15 protein-coding genes are annotated in these 16,562 nt (G+C 71.1%); 9 read left to right on the plus strand and 6 right to left on the minus strand.

Annotated features, from left to right (window positions below):
* Positions 1 to 19: 19 nt before the first annotated feature.
* Genes J5V16_RS21455 through J5V16_RS21490 form a run of 8 tightly spaced genes read left to right on the plus strand, consistent with a single transcriptional unit; the run spans position 20 to position 8,640 of the window.
* Positions 20 to 943 carry a carbohydrate ABC transporter permease gene (locus J5V16_RS21455; protein ID WP_408612510.1) on the plus strand — a complete coding sequence of 308 codons (924 nt, stop codon included), beginning with the start codon at positions 20 to 22 and terminating at the stop codon, positions 941 to 943.
* A 10-nt stretch (positions 944 to 953) separates the two neighbouring features.
* Positions 954 to 1,856: a carbohydrate ABC transporter permease gene (locus J5V16_RS21460; protein ID WP_208499031.1), complete on the plus strand. Its 903-nt coding sequence runs from the start codon at positions 954 to 956 to the stop codon at positions 1,854 to 1,856.
* A gap of 14 nt (positions 1,857 to 1,870) precedes the next feature.
* The gene (locus J5V16_RS21465; protein ID WP_208499032.1) at positions 1,871 to 3,421 is read left to right on the plus strand and encodes a glycoside hydrolase family 43 protein; all 1,551 of its coding nucleotides are present in this window, start codon (positions 1,871 to 1,873) and stop codon (positions 3,419 to 3,421) included.
* On the plus strand, positions 3,414 to 4,274 hold the full coding sequence (locus J5V16_RS21470) for a DUF6807 domain-containing protein (RefSeq protein WP_208499033.1): 861 nt from the start codon (positions 3,414 to 3,416) through the stop codon (positions 4,272 to 4,274). Before J5V16_RS21465 ends, J5V16_RS21470 begins: the two co-directional genes overlap by 8 nt.
* Positions 4,275 to 4,289: 15 nt before the next feature.
* Positions 4,290 to 5,180 carry a DUF6807 domain-containing protein gene (locus J5V16_RS21475; protein WP_208499034.1) on the plus strand — a complete coding sequence of 297 codons (891 nt, stop codon included), beginning with the start codon at positions 4,290 to 4,292 and terminating at the stop codon, positions 5,178 to 5,180.
* A complete protein-coding gene (locus J5V16_RS21480) occupies positions 5,177 to 6,370 on the plus strand; it encodes an ROK family transcriptional regulator (RefSeq protein WP_208499035.1) in 1,194 nt (397 codons plus the stop codon). The genes J5V16_RS21475 and J5V16_RS21480 overlap by 4 nt, the downstream gene beginning before the upstream one ends.
* Positions 6,371 to 6,421: 51 nt before the next feature.
* Positions 6,422 to 8,047, plus strand: a complete 1,626-nt coding sequence (locus J5V16_RS21485) for a long-chain-fatty-acid--CoA ligase (protein ID WP_304606754.1) — start codon at positions 6,422 to 6,424, stop codon at positions 8,045 to 8,047.
* A gap of 38 nt (positions 8,048 to 8,085) precedes the next feature.
* Positions 8,086 to 8,640: a hemerythrin domain-containing protein gene (locus tag J5V16_RS21490; protein ID WP_208499036.1), complete on the plus strand. Its 555-nt coding sequence runs from the start codon at positions 8,086 to 8,088 to the stop codon at positions 8,638 to 8,640.
* Between the two features lie 168 nt (positions 8,641 to 8,808).
* Here J5V16_RS21490 and J5V16_RS21495 read toward each other — a convergent pair whose 3' ends face one another.
* The 6 genes from J5V16_RS21495 to J5V16_RS21520 all read right to left on the minus strand — a co-directional run bounded on the left by J5V16_RS21495 (position 8,809) and on the right by J5V16_RS21520 (position 15,132).
* Entirely contained in the window at positions 8,809 to 9,252 is a 444-nt protein-coding gene (locus J5V16_RS21495) for a peptidase inhibitor family I36 protein (protein WP_208499037.1), read from the minus strand.
* A 71-nt stretch (positions 9,253 to 9,323) separates the two neighbouring features.
* On the minus strand, positions 9,324 to 9,755 hold the full coding sequence (locus tag J5V16_RS21500; protein WP_208499038.1) for a peptidase inhibitor family I36 protein: 432 nt from the start codon (positions 9,753 to 9,755) through the stop codon (positions 9,324 to 9,326).
* 271 nt (positions 9,756 to 10,026) lie between these two features.
* Complete coding sequence (locus tag J5V16_RS21505; protein WP_208499039.1) at positions 10,027 to 11,205, minus strand: CHAT domain-containing protein; 1,179 nt, start codon at positions 11,203 to 11,205, stop codon at positions 10,027 to 10,029.
* The gene (locus J5V16_RS21510; RefSeq protein ID WP_208499040.1) at positions 11,199 to 12,821 is read right to left on the minus strand and encodes an ATP-binding protein; all 1,623 of its coding nucleotides are present in this window, start codon (positions 12,819 to 12,821) and stop codon (positions 11,199 to 11,201) included. The genes J5V16_RS21505 and J5V16_RS21510 overlap by 7 nt, the downstream gene beginning before the upstream one ends.
* A complete protein-coding gene (locus J5V16_RS21515; protein ID WP_208499041.1) occupies positions 12,818 to 13,858 on the minus strand; it encodes a hypothetical protein in 1,041 nt (346 codons plus the stop codon). The genes J5V16_RS21510 and J5V16_RS21515 overlap by 4 nt, the downstream gene beginning before the upstream one ends.
* On the minus strand, positions 13,855 to 15,132 hold the full coding sequence (locus J5V16_RS21520) for a hypothetical protein (protein ID WP_208499042.1): 1,278 nt from the start codon (positions 15,130 to 15,132) through the stop codon (positions 13,855 to 13,857). Before J5V16_RS21520 ends, J5V16_RS21515 begins: the two co-directional genes overlap by 4 nt.
* Positions 15,133 to 15,243: 111 nt before the next feature.
* Between J5V16_RS21520 and J5V16_RS21525 the strand changes: the two genes are divergently transcribed.
* Complete coding sequence (locus tag J5V16_RS21525) at positions 15,244 to 16,500, plus strand: PA2928 family protein (protein ID WP_208499043.1); 1,257 nt, start codon at positions 15,244 to 15,246, stop codon at positions 16,498 to 16,500.
* The last annotated feature ends 62 nt before the right edge of the window (positions 16,501 to 16,562 follow it).

The raw sequence follows: 16,562 nt of genomic DNA on the forward strand, positions 1-16,562 counted from the left end.
GTCCACCGAAACCGCCGTCATGCCGGGGGCGGACGCCCCTCCCGCGCCGCCGCCCGTGCGGGGCGGGAGGGCGCGGATGCGCAAGGACCGCGCCGGGTACCTGTTCCTGCTGCCGTGGTTCATCGGGATGCTCTTCACGATCGTCCCGTTCTTCGCCTCGCTCTACCTCGCGTTCACCGACTACAACCTGCTGAACGCTCCCGTGTGGATCGGGTTCGAGAACTTCGCGGACATGTTCCGCGACCCGGTGCTGCTCAAGTCGCTGCAGGTCACGTTCGTGTACACGTTCGTGTCGGTGCCGCTCTCGCTGGCGGCGGCGCTCGGTGTGGCGATGCTCCTCAACCGCGGCATCCGGGGCCTGCCCTGGTACCGGGCCGTGTTCTACCTGCCGTCGCTGCTCGGCGCGAGCGTGGCCGTGGTCCTGCTGTGGCGGTACGTGTTCGGGTTCGACGGGATCGTGAACGCGTTCCTCGGCTGGTTCGGGATCGAGGCGATCTCGTGGACCTCCGACCCCGACTACGCCCTCACGACCCTGATCATCCTGCACATCTGGACGTTCGGCTCGCCCATGGTGATCTTCCTGGCCGGGCTGCGGCAGATCCCCGTCATGTACTACGAGGCCGCCGCCGTCGACGGCGCCTCGAAATGGCGGCGGTTCCGCTCGATCACCCTGCCGCTGCTGAGCCCCATCATCTTCTTCAACCTCATCCAGTCGCTCATCGCCTCGTTCCAGACGTTCACGCAGGGCTTCGTCATGAACAACGGCGGCGGTGGCCCGGCGAACTCCACATTGTTCTACAACCTGTACCTGTACCAGCAGGGCTTCAACCAGTTCAACATGGGCTACGCCTCCGCCATGGCCTGGACCCTGCTGGTCATCATCGCCGTGTTCACCGCGATCACCTTCTTCACCGCCAAGTACTGGGTCAACTACGACAGCTGAGGTCCCGTCCATGTCAACGACCTTGTCAACCCCGCGGGCCGCCAAGCCCAATGAGGACGCCGACGCCCTCATCGAACGCTTCGGCAGCACCCGCAAGAGCCGCTTCACCCGGCACGTGATCCTCTGCGCCATCGGCCTGGTCATGATGTACCCGCTGCTGTGGCTCGTCTCCAGCTCGCTCAAACCCAACGGGCTCATCTTCTCCGACCTGTCCCTGTGGCCGGCCGAATGGCACCCGTCCAACTACGCCGACGGCTGGACCGCCCTCGAATACGACTTCGGGATCTACTTCTCCAACTCGATCGTCATCGTCGTCCTCAGCATCGTCGGGAACCTGTTCTCCTGCTCGCTCGCGGCGTACGGGTTCGCGCGGCTCAACTTCACCGGCCGCAAGCTCTTCTTCGCGCTCATGCTCGGCACCATGATGCTCCCCGGGCACGTGCTGCTCATCCCGCAGTACATCCTGTTCGCGAAACTCGGCTGGCTCAACACCTACTACCCGCTGCTCGTGCCGAACTTCCTGGCCACCAACGCGTTCTACATCTTCCTCATGGTCCAGTTCATGCGGTCGCTCCCGCAGGAGCTCGACGACGCCGCCCGCATCGACGGCTGCGGGCCCTTCCGCACCTTCTGGAGCATCATCCTGCCGCTGTGCCGCCCCGCGTTCGCCACCACCGCGATCTTCACGTTCATCTCCGTGTGGAACGAGTTCTTCGGGCCGCTGCTGTACCTCACCGACCCCGAGCTGTACACGGTGCCGCTCGCGCTCCGCCAGTTCATCGACTCCGAAGGGCAGTCGCAGTGGGGCCAGATGTTCGCCATGTCGGTGCTCTCGCTCGCCCCCATCATCGGCTTCTTCATCGCCGGACAGAAATACCTGGTCAAAGGCATCGCCACCACCGGACTCAAATAAGAGAGGCATCTGCCGTGACACTGGCGTGGACCGCCGACAACGGCGACGGGACCTACCGCAACCCCGTCCTGCACGCGGACTGGTCCGACCCGGACGCGATCCGCGTCGGCGACGACTTCTACATGACCGCCTCGAGCTTCAACCGGGTCCCCGGCCTCCCGATCCTCCACTCCCGCGACCTCGTGAACTGGACGATCATCGGCCACGCCCTCACCCGGCTCCAGCCCGAAGCGGACTTCAGCACCCCGCAGCGCGGCTGCGGCGTCTGGGCACCCGCCCTCCGCCACCACGCCGGCCGCTTCTGGATCGTCTACCCCGACCCCGACCGCGGCCTCTACGTCACCACGACCGACGACCCGGCGGGGGAGTGGAGCGAGCCCCGGCTCCTCAAGGGCGGCAGAGGACTCATCGATCCCTGTCCACTATGGGCCGACGACGGCTCGGCGTACCTCGTGCACGGATGGGCGAAGAGCCGCGCCGGCGTGAACAACCGCCTCACCGTCCACCGCATGAACCACGACGCCACCGCCCTCCTCGACAGTCCTTCCGGAAACGACGGCGGCACCGTCGTCATCGACGGCGACGACCTCCCCGGCTACCGCACCCTCGAAGGCCCCAAGTTCTACCAGCGCGACGGCTGGTACTGGATCTTCGCCCCCGCCGGCGGCGTCACCGACGGCTGGCAGTCCGCCTTCCGCTCCCGCGACCCCTTCGGCCCCTACGAAGGCCGCATCGTCCTCCAGCAAGGCGACACCGACGTCAACGGCCCCCACCAAGGCGCCTGGGTCGACGCCCCCGACGGCACCCATTGGTTCCTCCACTTCCAGGACAAAGGCCCCTTCGGCCGGATCGTCCACCTCCAGCCCCTGCACTGGCGCGACGACGGCTGGCCCGAACTCGGCGACCGAGGCCAACCCGTAGCCGCCCACACCAAACCGGTTCAAGGCCGGCCCCCGACCGCACCCGCCACATCGGACGACTTCGCGAACGGCCCAGGCCCCCAATGGACATGGCAGGCCAACCCCCGACCCGACTGGATCCGCCCCGGCCCCGGCCTCCGCCTCGCCTGCGTCCCCACCCCCATCACCGACCTGCGCCGACTCCCCAACGTCCTCGGCCAGCGCCTCCCCGGCGGCCACTGCCGCGCCACCACCACCCTCCGCCTCGCCGACACCCCGCCCGGTGCGCGCGCAGGCCTCACCGTCCTCGGCGACACCTACGCCTGGATCGGCCTCACCCGCACCGACAGCGACGCCACCCTCGCCCTCCACACCACCGCAACCGAAGCACCCGAACACATCAGCGGCCCCACCCAGTCGATTGCCCTCGACGAACACGGCACCACCGAGACCGTCACCCTCGCCGTCGACATCGACCCCGCCGGCACCTGCCGATACCACGCCGCCCGCCCCGGCCAAGCCCTCCAGCCTGTCGGCGAACCCTTCAGCGCCACCCCCGGGCGCTGGATCGGCGCCACCCTCGGCCTCTTCGCCACCGGCGAAAGCGGCCACGGCACCGCCCACTTCGGACCCGTCGACATCAGCTCCCCGCACACCCATGCATGACCGACCCGCACCCCTCATCCTCACCGGCCGCACCGTCGCCGAATACCACTGGCGCCCCCACCTCCCCGCCGCCCTCTCCCCCCGCCCCTACCTCCATCCCGTCCGCACCCTGGGCGGCACCACCGTCACCGAAGCCACACCCCCCGACCACCCCCACCACCTCGGCGCCAGCCTCGCCATACCCGACGCCGGCGGCACCAACTTCTGGGGCGGCCGCACCTACGTCCGCGGCAAAGGCCCGCAACCACTCCCCAACCACGGCACCCAAACCCACCACCGCTGGCACACCCGCACCCACACCCGCCTCGAACACGAACTCCACTGGACCGCCCCCGACGGCACCCTCCTCCTCCACGAACACCGCCGCATCACCGCCCACCCCATCGACCAACACGCCTGGGCCCTCGACTTCCACTACACCCTCCGCAACACCACCGACCGGCCACTCACCATCTCCAGCCCCGGCGCCAAAGGCCGCACCGGCGCCGGCTACGGCGGCTTCTTCTGGCGCGCCCCCACCACACCCGCCACCGTCCACGGTCCCCACGCCACCGGCACCACCCGGCTCCACGGCGCCACCGCCCCCTGGCTCGCCCTCACCACCAGCGGCGACACCCCCTGGACCCTCATCCTCACCGACACCGCCGCCCACCGGGACCCCTGGTTCGTCCGCGCGCGCGACTACAACGGCGCCGGCCCCGCCCTCGCCTGGACAACACCCCTCACCGCCGCCCCAGGACACGGCCCCCAGCGACGTATCATCGCCGTAATCGCCGACGGCGCCCTCACCACCCGAGCCATCCAAGGCCTGGCCGACACCGTCGCGACCAGCCCCGCACCCCGCGAGGCCTAAGTGATTGGAGCCGCCATGGAGCACTCCGGCACCCTCCCCGCCCTCGACGCCGACCAACCCCTCAGCCTCCGCGTCGACGGCCACGAAGTCGCCCACTACGTCTGGCACTCCGACCTGCCCGCCTCCACCGCGCCCCGTCCCTACCTCCACCCCGTCCGCACCCACGCCGGCACCACCGTCACCGACGTCCGCCCCCACTCCCACACCCACCAACTCGGCATCTCGATCGCCGCCCCCGACATCGGCGGCCGCAACTTCTGGGGCGGCCGCACCTTCGTCGCCGGACACGGCCCCGCCTGGCTCGACGACCACGGCGCCCAACACCACCGCCGCTGGCTGCACCACACCGAATCCGAACTCGCCCACACCCTCGACTGGGTCGACCGCGACGGCGCCGCCCTCCTCAGCGAACAACGCACCGTCACCTGCCGCCCCCTCACCCCCGACGCCTGGACCCTCGCCGTCCAGACCCGCCTCGCCAACGCCACCGACCGGCCCCTCACCATCCGCAGCCCCGCCGCCCTCGGCCGCGTCGGCGCCGGATACGGCGGCTTCTTCTGGCGCGGACCCGCCATCACCGGCCCCGTCCACGTCCAAAGCCCCGCCGGCACCGGCGTCCGCGCCGTCCACGGCACCACCGCCCCCTGGCTCACGGTCTCCGGCACCAGCGGCGACGCCCCCTGGACCATGCTGTTCGCCCCCGCCGACACCACCACCGCCCACGACCGCTGGTTCGTGCGCGCCCGCGACTACCTCGGCGTCGGCTCATCGCTCACATGGGACCGTCCACTGGTACTCGCACCCGGCGAGCACCTCCAACGGCATATCCTCGCAGTCGTGGCAGACGGCATCCTCACCCAAGACGCGGCCGCCGCGCTCGCCGACGCAGCGCGGCCCCCGGCATGAACGCCGCCCGCTCCAACGACCCCGCCCGCCAGGAACGCCTGCGCGCGCTCAACCTCGAACTCGTCTTCCGGCACGTCCTCGCCGCCGAGAACCCCGTCTCCCGCACCGAACTCGCCGCCGCCACCGGCCTCACCCGGCCCACCATCACCCGCATCGTCGACGAACTCATCGCCGGACGACTCGTCACCGAAACCGGCGCCACCCCCGACGGCCGCGCCGGACGCCCCCGCATGGGACTCACCGTCTCCCGCACCGGCCCCGCCGGCATCGGCCTCGACATCCGCACCGACGGCCTCGCCGCCTGCGTCGTCGACCTCACCGGCACCGTCCGCCACCTCGCCTTCGCCCCCTTCGCCGACACCGACGCCGACACCGTCCTCGAACACCTGGGCCGCATGGCCATCGACGCCGCCCGCACCGCCGCCGCCGACGGCCTCACCGTCGTCACCGCCACCCTCGCCGTCCCCGGCCCCACCGACGCCGGGCTCGTCCGCACCGCCCCCTCCCTCGGCTGGCACGACGTCGACGCCGGCGCCATCCTCGCCGACCACCTCCGCCCCCTCGACATCCACACCACAGTAGACAATGAAGCGAACCTCGCCGCCCGCGGCGAACTCCACCGCGCCACCCCCGACCACTTCCTCTACATCTCAGGCGGACTCGACATCGGCGCCGGCATCATCCTCGACCGCCGCCTCATGCGCGGCTCCCACGGCTGGGGCGGCGAACTCGGACATCTCACCGTCGACCCCGACGGCAAACCCTGCCGCTGCGGCTCCCGCGGCTGCCTCCAGACCTACGCCAGCCTCGCCGCCATCCTCGACGGCGCCACCCTCCCCACCGGCCTCACCCTCGACACCGCCCTCCTCACCTGGGCCGACGCCGGCCGCCCCGAAACCCTCGCCGCCCTCGACACCGCCGCCACCGCCCTCGGCATCGCCACCGCCAACGTCCTCAACCTCCTCGACATCGACACCGTCCTCCTCGGCGGCAGCTACGCCCTCCTCTCCTCCTGGCTCATCGCCGGCGTCGAAACCGAAATCAACCAGCGCGTCCTCTCCGCCCGCTGGGCCCCCGTCACCGTCCGCCCCGCCACCCTCGGCCCCGACGCCGCCGCCATCGGCGCCGCCATGGCCGTCATCGACCGCATCCGCCGCGACCCGACCGCATGGCTCGCCACCGGACGGTGACAGCGCCGCCCCCGGCAAGGCAGGATGACCGTTGAGCAAAGGAGACGTGCAATGACGCACCCGCCCGCCGGCGACCACCGCGCCGACACCGGCCCGCACACGACCTTCGACGCCGCCATGGACGGCCCCGGCCACGGCACCCTCTCCATCGCCGCGATCCTCGCCGAAACCGCCAGACGCCGCCCCGACGCCCCCGCCCTCCACTTCATGGAACAGACGATCACCTACGGCGACCTCTGGAACCAGACCCGCGCCTACGCCGGCGCCCTCGCCGCCCGCGGCATCGGCCCCGGCTCCCGCGTCGCCATGATCATCCCCAACGTCCCCGACTTCCCCCGCGTCTACTACGCCGCCCTAGCCCTGGGCGCCGTCGTCATCCCTGTCCACCTACTGTTCAAAACCGAAGAAATCCGCTTCGTCCTCGAAGACGCCGACGCCGACCTCCTCATAGCCGCCGCACCCCTCCTCGGCGAAGCCGCCCCCGCAGCCGCCCTAGCCGACATCCCCCTCCTCACCGTCCTCACACCCGCCGGCCACAAGCTCCAAGACCAGCCCATCGCCCGCCTAGAGGAAGAAGCCGAGAAAGCGACCCCGATCGAACGCCACGCCTCAGTCAACCCCCTCGCCCCCGCCACGATCCTCTACACCTCAGGCACCACCGGCACCCCGAAAGGCGCCGTCGGCTCCCACCTCGCCGTCATCGAACAAGTCCACACCGGACTCCTCGACACCTTCGAATACCGCCCCGACGACGTCCTCTACGGCGGCCTCCCGTTCTTCCACACCTTCGGCCAGACCGTCGTCCTCAACGCCGGCTTCCGCCGCGGCGCCGCGATCATCCTCCTCCCCAAGTTCGACCCCGACGAGGCGCTCGCCCTCCTGTTGCGCCACAAGGCAACCGTCTTCGCGGGCGTACCCACGAACTACGCCGGCATGATCGCCGCCGCCAACCGCACCCCCGACCGACCACCGCTCCGCTTCGCGATCTCCGGCGGCGCCGCCCTGCCCACCGCGCTCCTCGAAGCCTTCGAAACCGCCTACGGCGCGCAGGTCCACGAAGGCTACGGCCTCACCGAGACCTCCCCGGTCGCCAGCTTCAACCTCGTCTCCGAACCGATCCGCCCCGGCACGGTTGGCAAGCCGATCTGGGGCGTCGACATCGCGATCGCCGACGCCGAGACCGAAGGCCGCATCGACCTGCTCCCCAACGACACCCTCGGCGAAATCGTCATCCGCGGCCACAACCTCATGAAGGGCTACCTCGGCCGCCCCGACGCCACGGCCGCAGCCGTCGTCGACGGCTGGTTCCGCACCGGCGACCTCGGCACCGTCGACGCCGAGGGCGTGATCCGGATCGTCGACCGCAAGAAGGACATGATCATCCGCAACGGCTACAACGTCTACCCGACCGAAGTAGAAGCGGTCCTCTCCCGCCACCCGGCCGTCTCGCTAGCAGCCGTCTTCGGTGTCCCCCACGACGAGCACGGCCAAGAAGTCCACGCCGCCATCGTCCCCGCCGAAGGCGCCGACCCGGATCCGGCGGAGCTGATCGCCTACGTCAAGGCAAAGATCGCCGCCTACAAATACCCCCGCGCGGTCCACGTCGTCGAGTCCCTTCCGCTGGGCCCGAGTGGAAAGATCCTCAAGCGGGAGCTCCAGCGCCTCTACGGCGGCTAGGCCTGCGGCGTATCGATATCGCGGGCGGCCGGGCTGGTGTGCCCGGCCGCCCGGGCCGATCGCGGGTAATATCGCGCGCGGCGCGCCAGCCCCGAGGGGCGCGCCGTGATCGAAGGAGCACCTCCATCAGTTCAGACACCGACCGCCTGGTTGCGTTCAGCACCCAGCTCCGCAATGTCCACCAGCGCCTCCGCAAGGCGCTCGACCTCGCCCGCCGCTCGATCGACGGGGAGTTCGACGATGCCGCCGGGCAGGATCTCCTGCTGTACTGCCGCGGCTTCTGCGCGGCCCTCAGCGGCCACCACCGCAGCGAGGACGGCGGGCTGTTCCCGCAGGTCATCGCCGAGCATCCCGGCCTCAAACCGGTGATCGCCAACCTAATGAGCGACCACAACATGCTCGAACACCTCATCGGACAGCTCACCGCCGCAATGGATGCCGACGCCGGCCCCGATGAGCTCCACCGCCACCTCGACGGCATCGGCGCGGTGATGGAGACCCATTTCAAATACGAGGAGAGCCAGCTCCTGGTCGTCCTCGACGCGCTCGCCCTCGAAGGCGAACCGGGCCGGCTACTTGGCGATCTCGCCTAAGCGCTTGTCTCAGTAGGCGAGTTGCTGGTGGCAAAGGCCGCCCCGGGGATGTTTCCCCAGGGCGGCCTGTCTGTCTTCGTGAGGTGCCTGCGAGTTCGCTTGCGAGCGAGCCGGGGTCGCGACGGCGGCGCCTGCCGCCGCGAGGTGGCTCGTAAGCTCATGCGGCCGTTAGCAGGAGGCGACGACCTTGATGCTTTCCATCTGGTCGTTGAAGGTCTGGCCGCCACCGAGGTCGCTCAGGTCGCGGGCGTCCACGCCGGGCCCCCAGCAGATCGAGAAGCCCTGGGCGCCGTCGTTGGCGTAAAGGCGGAGGGTCCTGCCGGACTCGTTCGAGAACGACGAGATCTCGTTGTCGCCGTCCCAGCCGTCGATCTCGTAGACGGTGCCGACGCTGCCGGCGCGCCAGTTCACCCACTTGTCGCCGCTGTAGCCGGCGTCCTCCCAGCCGCACACGTAGCCCGAGCGGCAGCCGCCGGCGCGGGTGTCGGCCTCGCCGTCGGTCTCGGCCTGGGCGGTGCCGGCGAGGCCGAAGACCGCGACGGCGGCGATGCCGGTCGCGGCGAGGCCGGACGCCAGGCGGCGCTTGAACGCGCCCTTGTTCTCGCTGCTCATGTTGAGCCCTTTCGATTCACGACGCCTGTAGCGCCGGTTGGTTATGACCGGGGATCGGAGGCTGGTGCCTGTCAGCAGCGGCTGACGGCCTTGGCGCTTTCGGCGCGGTCGTTCCACGCGTAGTCCTGGAGGTTGTTGATCCTCACGCCGTTGCCGACGCACAGCGTGTTGCCGGCCTGGCCGTCCTGGTCGTAGAACTTGATCCCGTGGCCGGAGTTGTTGATGATCGAGGTGATCTCGTTGTCGCCGTCCCAGCCGTCGATCTCGTAGTTGGCGCCGACGCCGCTGGGGTTCCAGCTCATCCACTTGTCGCCGCCGTAGCCGTCGTCCTCCCAACCGCAGACGTAGCCGGAGGCGCAGGTGCCGGCCTTGACTTCGACGTCGGTGGTTTCGGCCTGGGCGGAGCCGGCGGAGAGGCCCATCATCGCGACGAACGCGACGCCGGCCATCGACGCGCCGGACACCAGGCGGCGCTTCATCGTGCTCTTGTTCTCGCTGCCCATCTCGGCACCTTTCAGCTCGCAGCGCTTTTGCGCTGTCTTCTCCATGTCCGTCACGGTTCCAACTGGTTTGTTGTGGTCCGTGCGAGTAAGAGACGCCGTGCCTTGAGGTGAAAGGTGCCTTACATGAATCAAGTCTCTCTTTGGGGAGTGAGACAACGGCTGGGCGGAAATCTGCGTATGAGACCCGTTGTGCCCCAATTGGTTTGGAATGCTTCCTTATAGATCAGTGGGCGGGGCGCAGTTCCCGCATGCCGCCGTCCACGGCGAGGGGTCAGCCGTGGATGGTGGCGAAGGTCGACCAGATGAGGGGGGAGTCTTCGAGGCGGCCGTGGGTTTCCCAGCGGGTGGCGTGGGCTCGTTGCCAGGCGTTGAGGGTGGCGATGGGGTCCGGGGAGCGGTGGGCCTCGTCGATGGCGAGCACGGCGTCGGGGATGACGGTGGTGTCCGGGGTGGCGCGAGTGGCGAAGCGGCGGATGCCGGCGTCGGTGGGGAGGGTCCAGCGGGTGGCCGTGACGTACTGGGCTCCGGTGTGGAGGGCGGCGGCGACGAGGCCGACGGGTTCGGCGTAGCGGACTTCGCCGCCGCTTTCGCAGGCGATGAACGCGACCCGGTTGGGCATGCGCCAGGGGAGGGGCGCGCCGGGGCGGTGGCCGAGGACGATGTCGGCGGCCGTGAGAGGGCGGTGGCCCGCGACGAGCGCGGCGCGGCCGGTCGTGTCGGGTCCGCAACTCAGGTGGAGACGGGCGTCCAGGCTGTGCGCGGAGGCGGTGACGTGTCCTATGTAGAGGAAATGGGAGGCGTCGGCGAGGAGCGGCCGGATCGTGTCCCTGGTTTGGTCTGACCGGCGGAAGGCCTCGGCGTCGAGGCCGAGTCGCTTTGCGAGGGCCGGGCCTTCGGGGCCCAGGACCGAACCCAGGGCTGCTCCGGCTCCCGGGACCTTCGGGTCCAGCACCGTCAGTGCAGGGTGGTGCCGGTTCCACGGCGTGATGCGGCGTTCGGGGGCGTTCCGTGCCGTCGCCGCCGGGAGGACCGAGAGGTCGGAGTTCGTCACGAAGCGCTCGCCTTCGTCGACTCGCAAAGCCTCCCAAGGGACTTGGCCGGTCGCGTGGGACGGTTGGATGCGCACGTGGGGGCGCAGGCCCTGTTCCAGGTAGCCGTTGAGTTCCTGCGCGAGCCGGTAGGGGACGAGGGCTTTCGCCAGGTCGGTGGCGAGTTGGAATTCCGTCTCGGGCCTGGTGAGGGGGCCGTTCAGGGAGCGTTCCAGGGCGTCTTCGACCGTTTCGCCGGGCAGGGGCGTGGGGAGGGCGTCAGCGAGTGCTTGTAGAACGGGCCAGACGGTCTCGCCGGGGACCATGATGTTCTGGATCGCGCCTAGGTCGTGTTCCCAGCGCCACGAATAGAAGAGGTCGTCCGTGTCGACCAGTTTGAGCTGGACCGTGGGCCTCACCATGCGTCCACCACTTGATCCGAGCGGATCGGGAAGCCGTAGCGGCGCTCGGTCTCGATGATCCAGGGCTCCAATACGGACTCGCGGTTCGGGTTGACGCGCAAGCGGGGTGGCAGCGCGAAGCGCGGCGCGGGGAAGTCCTCGGAGGCGCCGGTCACGAACGCCGATGCCGCGAAGGCAAGCTCGTCCGCTTCGAAGTTCGGGGCCGGGAGCTCGATCGGGTCGATCGCCGCCACTGCGGCGACACCGTGGCCTTCGGCGTGGAGGGAGACCGTGCTGCTCATGTGCTCGAGGAGCTCGGAGATCAGCGCGCCGTCGCGCAGCTCCATCGCCAGATGCAGTGCGTGCGCCATCGCCGGGATCGCCACGGTCGCCGCCCACAGCTCCCGCGCCCGGCCCGGCGTGTACTGGTGCCGGATCGCGTCCGTCGCGAGTGCCGAAGGGAGGGAGAAGTACAGCGCGACCTGGAGCAACTGCTGCCGTTCATCGGGGTCGTCGGTGTGATCGCGCGCCGCCGCGGCGGCGAATGCCCGCCGCATGTCCAAGCGCGCCAAGTGATACCGCGCGCCCGTCGCCTCGTACAACGCGCGGGCCTCCTGGAACGCCTCCTCCGCGCCGGCGAAGTCGGCGTCCGCCGCGAGCATGTCGCCCTGCAGACCCAGAGCCTCCGCGAGCACCACGACATGGCCCGCCTCCCGCAGCGTCGCGATCGCCTCCGGCAGAAGCGCACGCGCCTCTGCCATTGCGCCGCTGTCGAACGCGACGTGAGCGCGGCTGTACCTGATCTCGGCGGCGCGCAGCGGCTGCTCCCCGTCGAGGAACGCCCGCTCCGCCCTCGCGAGCAGCGCCACCGCCGCGTCGCGGTCGCCCTGGCGGCCCGCGACGCGGCCCTGGTTCGCGACCGCCAGCGCCGCCTGGGCGGCGTCCCCCGCGGCGGTGTGGATCTGCTCGGCCAGCTGCAGGTACGCCATGGCGGTGTCGTGGTCGTTGTGCGCCTGGGCGATCCGCGCGAGGTTCGAGTAGGGGTGCCCGGCGAGGGCCGGGTAGTGCGCGGTGGCGAGGTCGAGGGCGTGCAGGGCGGCGGCCTCGGCCGCTTCGAGGTGTTCGAGGTGGAGGAGCAGGACGCTGCGGGTGTTGTGGAGGTTGAACGCGACGAGCCGGTCGTCGTCGTTGTCGTCGGTGTCGGCCGTGAGCGCCAGGGCCGCTTCGAGGTCGGCGAGCGCGTGGTCGTAGCGGCCGAGGAGCTGGTGGGTCTGGGAGCGCTGAATGAGGACGGACGTGCGGACGGCGACGGTGCCGAACCGGTCGCCGGCGTCGCGTTCGGCGCTCGCGCAGGCGTCGAGGGCTTCGCCGGCCAGGCGGAGCGATGCGGCGGTGTCGCCGCGGTTCTCGGCGAGGGTGGCGAGGTTGCCGAGGACGCGGGCGCGGGCGTCGTATCCGGCGCCGTCGAGGTCGTCGACGAGGGTGAGCCGGTAGGCCTGTTCGAACATCGCGGCCGCTTCCATGGTGCGTCCTTCGTGGACGAGGCGGGCGGCGGCGTTGTTGAGCCGCTTGAAGGGCGCCCAGCGGGGGCCGGTGGTCTCCTTGCCGTGCAGGCCGATCAGGTCGTCGTCGGTCATGCGGTGCGCTCGGCGAGGCTGGCGTCGGGGTCGCCGAGGCGTGAGCGCGCGTATTCGATGAGGGCGGCGCGGTGGGGGGCGTCGGCGGGGTCGGGCGGGTCGTCGCCGGTGGTGAAGTCGGGGGCGAAGACGTGGAGGGTGCGCTGGTCGGCGGGGAGGAGCAGGAGTGCCTGGGGCGCTTCGGCTTCGCCGAGGAAGTGGCCGGTCTCGGGGTTGAGGCGCAGGGGGACGTCGATGTCGGCGATGCGTGCGGTGAGGGGGAGGTCGGCGGCTTCGGGTGCGGCGGGGACGGTGACGGTGACGGCGAGTCCGGCCGGCTGCCGGCGGAGGATCCAGGTGGCGCCGGCGGCGGCGTCGACGAGGCCTTGGGGGACGTGCGCCCAGTCGACGGGTGCGCCGCCGCTGGCGAGGGCGATGTCGACGGGGTGGTCGCCGCCGGCGGCGAGGGCCCAGTCTTCGCGGCGGAGCTGCGCGGGTTCGCGGCGCAGCTCGATCCCGTAGTCCTCGGCGAGTGCGGTGAGCGCGGCGGCGAGTTCGCCGCCGCCGTGGGCGGTGTCGAAGAGCGGGGTGGGGTCGGTGTCGGCGAGGGCGCGTTCGACGGCTTCGTCGTCGTCGAGGAGGTGTTCGACGGCGGCGGTGCGCCAGGCGGCTTCGGCGCGGAGGAGCCCGCGGTCGAGCGCGGGCAGGCCCGCGGCGTGGGAGGACGGCCACCAGGCTTCGGCCCAGCGGAGGTGGGCGAGACGCCGGGCCGCGTCGAGTACGGGCGAGTCCCATTCGGTCGCAATGGCGTCGGCGTCGGTGAGGATCGCGGTCGCGGCGTCGTGCCCGTAGATCTCCCACAGCCAGTCGGCGGCGAGGCCGGGGTCGTGGATCTCGGCGGCCGGGTGCGCGCGGGAGTCGAGGACGTCCCAGTAGAGGAGGGCGCCGCGGGCTTCGACGAGGGCGGTGCGCTCGGGGTGGGGCCGGTTCAGCTGGTGGGGCGGGGCGGCGCCGACGATGACGACCTCGCGGACGCGGCCGATCGGGAACTCGGTCATGGGCGGCCCCCGTCCCGTTCGAGGAGTCGCCGGAGCCGGTCGCGCTGGTCGAGGAGCACGGAGCGGAAGACGCCGTCGAGGAGGTCCCACACGTCGCCGGCCGCGGTGGTCTCGCCGCGCAGTTCGCGGCCGTGCAGGCGCGCCCACAGGCGCCGCAGGTACGGCTCCTGCACGTCCATGATCTCGCGTCGGAGGTCGTCGGGCACCATCGCCGATTCCGGGTCGGGGCGGCGCTGGACGGCGTGCACGTACGCTTCGCGCGCGTAGCGGGCCATCAAGCGCGCGTTGGCATCCGAGGCGGGGGTGGCCTGGCCCCCGTAGCCGATGCCGGTGCTGGCGTCGCGGCCGAGGGCCATGGCGACGCGGCTCGGTTCGTCGGCGAGCTGCCAGGCGGCCGCGGAGCGGTGGATCTCGCCGACGACCATCGAGGGGATGTCGGCCATGGATTCGCGCTGGAAGACAGACGTGAAGGCGGCGAAGAGACGCTCCATGATGGATCGGTCGAACGGTGGCGGGAGTGCCTTCTTGGAGGCGCGGTCGCCCAGTTGCGGCGGCTCGGGTCGCTCGCGGGCGGTCAAACCGTAGCCGCGGGCGACCCGCGGCTCGTCGAGCTCCACCGCTTCGGCGCTCCCGACCCCGTTGGCGGCCAGCGCGTTCCACTGGGCGTCGGAGGGCGCGGTCGCGCACGTGTCGAGGAACGCGGTGAGGCCGTCGTGCGGGGCGGGCCGCGGCGCGGGCCGGTCGTCCCAGGCCCGCTGCAGGAGACCGGCGAGGCGCACCACCTGGTCGGGGTCGGTCATGAAGCGCCGCAACCGGTCCACGGTCACCTCGCCGCGCTCGGCCCGCACCTCGGCGACCGTCGCCGCCGCGATCGCCTCCGCGTCAGGCGCGTCCGCGGGGTCGCCGTGCAGGTGCGCGAGTTCGAAGCAGCGCTGGAAGTACAGGTCCTGCGGGTTGCCTTCGGTGACGCCCGCGCGCCGCCGCGCCCGCTTCACCAGCTGGAACCACGCCGCGGTCGCCGCCAGCGCGGGTCCGGCGTCGGCGACGGCGCGGCGCAGGTCGTCGACGTGCTCGACGCCGATCAGACCGCCGGCGAACCGCGGGTTCAGGTTGGGGCGCAGCACGAGCGGGTCGAGGAGGAGTTTCACGGTGCGCGCGAGGGGCCGGCCGGACGCGTTGCTCAGGGGTGCGACGTCGTCGCCGAGCTGGGACCACGCGTCGGCGATGAGCATGCCCCGGGGCACGGCCGCCCCGGCCGCTATGCCTTGCACCATGAACCGGATTCTAGTCGGATCGGGCCGGGCGCGGGCGCCGAAGAAACTTGTGACCGGTAGCGGGCCGCCATCGGCGGACACTGAGGGCGACCAGCGCAGAAGGAGCCCGTCATGAGCCACGTCCCCGGTAACTCGTCGGCCCGGCCGTTCCCGCCCCACCAGCCCGTGCGGTCCCCTTACGGCACACCGGACCACCCGTTGACGCCGAAGCGGCGGCGCGCCCGCGGACTCGGCATGCTCGGCGGGATTCTCTTGTCCTCCTTGGCGATCGCGGTGACCGCGATCGTCGGCGAGCACTTGACGGCACCGGTACCGGACATCGCGATCCACTCGGGGATCGGGTTCGCCGTGCACGGGAGTGAGGAGCTCGCTCTGGTGCCGTACGACCGCAACGGGTCCGGGGGGCTCATCGCTTCGATGCGGCACGACATGTTCGAAGTGCGGCTCGCGGCGGTCGAGTTGTCCACGGGTGACACGAAATGGGACGTGGCGCTGGCGGATGGCCGGCCGTGGCCGGTGGCCGTGCTCGCCGCGGGGGACCACTTTGCGTACGTCTCGACTGACAATGGGTTGATGATCCTCGATCTCGCCGACGGCGGCACGGTCGTCGAGCCGGGCGAAGTGCCCGGCCTGGAGCGCTCGCGGGCGCTCCCGGGCGCGGCGTACGGGTTCGACCCGGCGCTCAATGCCGTTGTCGCCCTTGATGTCGACGGTGGCGTGCATGTGCTCCCCCTCGACGCCCTGGAGGCCGAGCCCGCGGATGCGGCGACGACCGCGACCTGGTCGGGCGTGCTGTTCGCCGAAGGGTCCGCGCCCGACATCGGCGGCATGACGAGCACGGAGGCGCTGCTCGCCGACGGCGAGAGCACGGTCCGGCTCGAGCCGACCGCGGACGGCGCGCTCGGCGGGAGCCTCGTCTACGACGGCCCCGACGGCGAGCGTGCCTTGGGCGCCAAGGTGTTCTACGGGGCCGGGATCGTCCTCGACCAGACCTCCCCGTTCGCGTCGTTCGAAGTGGGGATCGACGTGGACGCGCTCATCGCCGAGTTCCTGGAGGACCCGGGCGCCGCGAGCGAGGACCTGTGGACCGGGTTCGGCAACAGCGCTGTCGGGGCCGGCACCGGGCATGTGCTTGTCGAGCACCAGCCCGAACCGGCCGTCGACGCTTACGCACTCCACGTCGTCGACCTCGGCACCGGACGGGTCACCGCTTCGACCGCGACCGGCAGCCGCCTCGGCCGGGCACTCGTCAGCCCCGGCGGGTACACGGCCGTCATCGCCGCCCCCGAAGGCTCCTTCTGGCTCGCCGACCTCGTCCTCGTCGCCCCCGGCGGCTCGATCGAACGCGTCGAGATCGGCCGCCCCTGAACCAAACCTGTGACCGGTAGGCGCAGGCACACCACGAAACTCAACGCACAGCCCGAACACCC

The organism is Glycomyces niveus (assembly GCF_017592475.1).
In the GTDB taxonomy this organism is placed as follows: Bacteria; Actinomycetota; Actinomycetes; order Mycobacteriales; family Micromonosporaceae; genus Glycomyces; species Glycomyces niveus.

What these genes read in the sequence shown, in the direction of transcription:
- J5V16_RS21485 (WP_304606754.1), top strand. Translation starts at nt 6,422, where the DNA reads ATGACGCACCCGCCCGCCGGCGACCACCGCGCCGACACCGGCCCGCAC.
- J5V16_RS21470 (WP_208499033.1), top strand. Translation starts at nt 3,414, where the DNA reads ATGCATGACCGACCCGCACCCCTCATCCTCACCGGCCGCACCGTCGCC.
- J5V16_RS21515 (WP_208499041.1), bottom strand. Translation starts at nt 13,858, where the DNA reads ATGACCGAGTTCCCGATCGGCCGCGTCCGCGAGGTCGTCATCGTCGGC.
- J5V16_RS21455 (WP_408612510.1), top strand. Translation starts at nt 20, where the DNA reads ATGCCGGGGGCGGACGCCCCTCCCGCGCCGCCGCCCGTGCGGGGCGGG.
- J5V16_RS21500 (WP_208499038.1), bottom strand. Translation starts at nt 9,755, where the DNA reads ATGGGCAGCGAGAACAAGAGCACGATGAAGCGCCGCCTGGTGTCCGGC.
- J5V16_RS21525 (WP_208499043.1), top strand. Translation starts at nt 15,244, where the DNA reads ATGAGCCACGTCCCCGGTAACTCGTCGGCCCGGCCGTTCCCGCCCCAC.
- J5V16_RS21460 (WP_208499031.1), top strand. Translation starts at nt 954, where the DNA reads ATGTCAACGACCTTGTCAACCCCGCGGGCCGCCAAGCCCAATGAGGAC.
- J5V16_RS21510 (WP_208499040.1), bottom strand. Translation starts at nt 12,821, where the DNA reads ATGACCGACGACGACCTGATCGGCCTGCACGGCAAGGAGACCACCGGC.
- J5V16_RS21495 (WP_208499037.1), bottom strand. Translation starts at nt 9,252, where the DNA reads ATGAGCAGCGAGAACAAGGGCGCGTTCAAGCGCCGCCTGGCGTCCGGC.
- J5V16_RS21475 (WP_208499034.1), top strand. Translation starts at nt 4,290, where the DNA reads ATGGAGCACTCCGGCACCCTCCCCGCCCTCGACGCCGACCAACCCCTC.
- J5V16_RS21520 (WP_208499042.1), bottom strand. Translation starts at nt 15,132, where the DNA reads ATGGTGCAAGGCATAGCGGCCGGGGCGGCCGTGCCCCGGGGCATGCTC.
- J5V16_RS21505 (WP_208499039.1), bottom strand. Translation starts at nt 11,205, where the DNA reads ATGGTGAGGCCCACGGTCCAGCTCAAACTGGTCGACACGGACGACCTC.
- J5V16_RS21480 (WP_208499035.1), top strand. Translation starts at nt 5,177, where the DNA reads ATGAACGCCGCCCGCTCCAACGACCCCGCCCGCCAGGAACGCCTGCGC.